This is a genomic window from Armatimonas sp. (genome assembly GCF_043760365.1).
Taxonomy (GTDB): domain Bacteria; phylum Armatimonadota; class Armatimonadia; order Armatimonadales; family Armatimonadaceae; genus Armatimonas.
The window spans coordinates 1-3,012 of record NZ_JAYUPA010000889.1 but is presented as its reverse complement, the minus strand read 5'-3'; the positions used below and the strand labels follow the sequence as shown (position 1 = coordinate 3,012).

The following is a 3,012-nucleotide window of genomic DNA, read 5'->3' as shown; positions in this document are numbered from 1 at the left end:
TGTCAGTCGAAGGGCGCTACGAGCTGGAGACGCTGGCAAGTGTCCTGATCGACACTACTAGCGAGAGCCGAGTAGACCAAGCACTACGCACGCGGATTCTTTCTCCGAAAGGAGGGTTACTGGTGTGAGCGCTATTTCCCCCACGATAGACAAGCGGCTTGCCGCTGTCTGCCAGCGCCTCCGGGGGCTGGCGGCAGAGATCGAGGAGAAATGGCACTTCGGTGTTGTACACCTCTTCACCGAGGAACACGTCATCCAAGCTCACCGAGGATGGCGAATCGAAGTTCCAGTTCCTGAGCTTGACGACTACATCGGCGAGCCAGAGGACGGTGAACTCGTAGCGCTTCCCCCCAGCGCGGAGGAGGCACTCGAACTACTGGAGCAGATCCTAACGACCTGCCGAGGAGTGAGAGGCATTAACTCGCCTGCGGTACCCAAGCCCGAGTAGCTTCGCGCTGTCGAGGCTCTCCTGAAGCGTCACCCTACGCTGCGGCGGTAACTCCGCTTTCGTTTCCCCACTTCACCGGGCCATGCTGCCCGGAGACGGGAAGTTCATGGCTCGGCTATTTTTCGTTTTGAAAGGAACCTAACTCCATGGATATGGACGGGGCGAGATTGCTCGCCAACGTCAACGACCGAGCGCAAAGACTCTTCGAGGACGGATATCGCATTCGCTCACTTGACGGGAACCGGCACCTGATTCGCTCCGAGCACGGAGCCACCTACACCCTAGATTGCGCCGAAAAGAGCTGTACCTGCCCCTTCTTTGAGAAGCACGGTGGGCGCTACTCCTGCAAGCATATTCTGGGCTGGCGGAAGCTTCTCATGACTCAGAAGATAGAGATGGCCCGCCGCACTGCCCGTTGGGAAGCGGTGGAGCAAGCGATCACTATCGAGCAGGTTCTACAGAGCGCATCACGGGTGCTCCAGCAACGTCTGGAGGTACCACTGTGTCTCTAACGATCTCTCGCTACAAAGGCGGTCGCCATTGGGCGGTGCGAGAAGCTGACACCGGCTCTCTCGTGGTCGTCACGGTCTATCGAAAAGGCGCTGCCGAAGTCGTGCGGAGGCTCACTGGGCAAGTCCCGGAAAAAGCAAAGCGACAGCGGCGCGAAACCTTCGTCTATGAGGCCAGGGAGCCTTTGGAGGCAACGACATGAGCGGCTACACCCGCCCCATCAAGTTTCTCCTGGGAACGGTGCACGTCACCCCGGCGGCGGTCGAAGCACTCATACGCAACGACGTTGAACTGATCCACTTGCTCAAGAGGCATCGGGAAGGCGATTACGGCATGGAGATGTGCTACTACGACCGAGTCGTCAACGAGCAAGAGATCAAGCGCGGCGGACGGATTCTCTCTAGTTACACGCTTACGGATAAGACAGTCATCTGGATTATTACGGCGGCGGGCTGGACAGAATCGACGGTGTTAATCCGGGAGGAGTATTGAAAAATGCCCTCCTCAAAAGAACCCACCCGCGTTGTGAGGGTGAACCTGAGCGATCAGATTTTCACCTTCACCGATGCGACTGGCACCCAGTGGCACTGGAACGCAAGCCTGGGCTACCGGCTCATCCAGCAGGTTCCACGAGAGATCATGGAGTTCTGCCCGGCTGACAGTCAGATTGACATAGATCATCTCAGGCAGCGCTACCCCAACCTCGACGAAGAGTACGCCAAGACAGTTGACCTGTCGCGGCCCATACTCTTCGTCCCCTTCCACGATGGCACCTCAGTGCTTATTGATGGGTGGCATAGGTTGTGGCGCACCGTTTCTGAGGGTGTCGAGTGCGTTCCCTGTTACGAACTCACTCCCGAGGAAGCCGAGCAAGTGCTCGTCGTGAAGATTCCGCCAAGGCCCAAGCTGGCACCAATGGACACACAGAAAGAAAGGCGAAAGCCATGAAACCCGTAGTTTTAGTTTTGGCTCCCTCAGGAGTCACTGACCGGGAGGCGCTTATCGCCTCCAAGATAGAGGAATACGGAGCCTTTGGCGACGTGATCCTCAGGGAAGAGCTGGACGGCCACACCTACCTGTGGAATGTCGGACACGCTACCCACCTCGTCCGAACCAGCAACCGGCCACAGCGCCCGCTGGTACTGGCCGAGCACGGCATCACCGAGGCGCTTTGCCTCAAGTGGCGGCCCGATCTGGACGAGGAAAAGGCCATGACCTTAGACCTCACCGTTCCCCACATCGCCCTGGAGCTAGCGGACCGCACGATTATCCTGTGCTGTTGGATGCGGCTCTTCAAAGCCGTGTGCGAGGGGGTCACGCAGGTTCCTGCCATCTGGCTCACCGCTGAAGATGGGGAAGGCTGCTTGGTCTTCTATCTTGCCCCGGAAGGAGTAGAGGCATGAAAAAGACTCTGGATCAGCGCTTCGAGCTGGAAGACAGTGAGGAGCGCAAAGCCGATTGCCGGGTGCGGGTCTTTGTACCCGTACAAGGTGAAGAGATGAACGACGCGATGGTGCTGGTAAGCTGGTCGCCCTCCGCTCCTGATTTCGCCACCGGCCCCTGGCTGGAGAAGATCATCAGCGGGTTCCGGGAAGGGCTGGCCGAGGTACAAACAGAGCTGGACTTCCTGCTCATTGAGCACTACGCCGCCAGAAGGTACCAGGTCGGCAACGCGATCATGGACTTTGACGAGGAGCTTGGATTGATTCTCTTCAAGGAGGCCACACCAAACTGCAACAGCCCGGCGGCGAACCTACGGGCAGGCAAACGACAGGCGAAGGCGGCAGACAACGCGTCTGCGGTGCGAAAGCGCCGGTCAGTGTACTGGACGCCCCTGTGCCGTGAGGCCGTGGAGGATGTCGTGGGCGAGAACCTGAACGTTTCCCTTGCTGAGGAGATGTATTGCGTTCGCAAACAGATCATGGTTGTATGAAGGATTCTCAGTTTTCTAAGTTTGTCTAAGACAATCTCAAATGCTATCTTCCCTTCGTTAATTTTGATAAATATGGCACTGTTGACATTATTCAATAGTCTGCATTATAAATGCAGACTAT

General features: G+C 57.3%; 7 protein-coding genes. All 7 read left to right on the top strand.

Going from position 1 to position 3,012, the window contains the following annotated elements:
• Positions 1-124 precede the first annotated feature (124 nt).
• The 7 genes from ACH2EH_RS22130 (at position 125) to ACH2EH_RS22100 (ending at position 2,891) form a co-directional block, all read left to right on the top strand.
• Positions 125-448: a hypothetical protein gene (locus tag ACH2EH_RS22130; protein ID WP_395145154.1), complete on the top strand. Its 324-nt coding sequence runs from the start codon at positions 125-127 to the stop codon at positions 446-448.
• 146 nt (positions 449-594) lie between these two features.
• Positions 595-960, top strand: coding sequence for an SWIM zinc finger family protein (locus tag ACH2EH_RS22125; RefSeq protein ID WP_395145153.1), 366 nt, complete (start codon positions 595-597; stop codon positions 958-960).
• Entirely contained in the window at positions 951-1,160 is a 210-nt protein-coding gene (locus ACH2EH_RS22120; protein WP_395145152.1) for a hypothetical protein, read from the top strand. Before ACH2EH_RS22125 ends, ACH2EH_RS22120 begins: the two co-directional genes overlap by 10 nt.
• Complete coding sequence (locus tag ACH2EH_RS22115) at positions 1,157-1,450, top strand: hypothetical protein (protein WP_395145150.1); 294 nt, start codon at positions 1,157-1,159, stop codon at positions 1,448-1,450. The genes ACH2EH_RS22120 and ACH2EH_RS22115 overlap by 4 nt, the downstream gene beginning before the upstream one ends.
• 3 nt (positions 1,451-1,453) lie before the next feature.
• Positions 1,454-1,906, top strand: a complete 453-nt coding sequence (locus ACH2EH_RS22110; protein ID WP_395145149.1) for a hypothetical protein — start codon at positions 1,454-1,456, stop codon at positions 1,904-1,906.
• Positions 1,903-2,361, top strand: coding sequence for a hypothetical protein (locus ACH2EH_RS22105; protein ID WP_395145147.1), 459 nt, complete (start codon positions 1,903-1,905; stop codon positions 2,359-2,361). The genes ACH2EH_RS22110 and ACH2EH_RS22105 overlap by 4 nt, the downstream gene beginning before the upstream one ends.
• Complete coding sequence (locus ACH2EH_RS22100; protein WP_395145146.1) at positions 2,358-2,891, top strand: hypothetical protein; 534 nt, start codon at positions 2,358-2,360, stop codon at positions 2,889-2,891. Before ACH2EH_RS22105 ends, ACH2EH_RS22100 begins: the two co-directional genes overlap by 4 nt.
• Positions 2,892-3,012 lie beyond the last annotated feature (121 nt).